This window comes from Mesorhizobium sp. GbtcB19, assembly GCF_019091085.1.
Lineage (GTDB): Bacteria > Pseudomonadota > Alphaproteobacteria > Rhizobiales > Rhizobiaceae > Mesorhizobium.
This window is the reverse complement of the sequence record NZ_JAGXJY010000253.1, coordinates 1-267: the sequence shown is the minus strand read 5'-3', so window position 1 is coordinate 267 and position 267 is coordinate 1. Positions and strand designations below refer to the sequence as shown.

Here is a 267-nt window from a genome sequence, read left to right as displayed (position 1 = left end):
ATCGAGTACCTTGGCCGCACCGTCCATCAGGTCAAGACCCGAGGCCCTCGCATCGAGCTAGGCGAGATCGAGACGCGGCCCGGCGAGCACGCGCTGGTGCGTGAAGCGGCTGTGGTTGCGCGCGAGGATACGCCAGGCGACAAGCGGCTGGTTGCCTATGTGGTGGCGCGGAGCGCTGCGGGGGCCGATCTTGCGGCTGTGCTGCGGGCTTACCTGGGCGGTCTGCTGCCGGAGTATATGGTGCCCGCAGCCTATGTGGCGGTGGAG

1 protein-coding gene is annotated in these 267 nt (G+C 68.2%); it reads left to right on the top strand.

Annotation, left to right across the window (positions count from 1 at the left end; genetic code table 11):
• On the top strand, positions 1-267 hold a 267-nt coding region (locus KVT37_RS32270; protein WP_217579035.1), incomplete at both ends, for a hypothetical protein.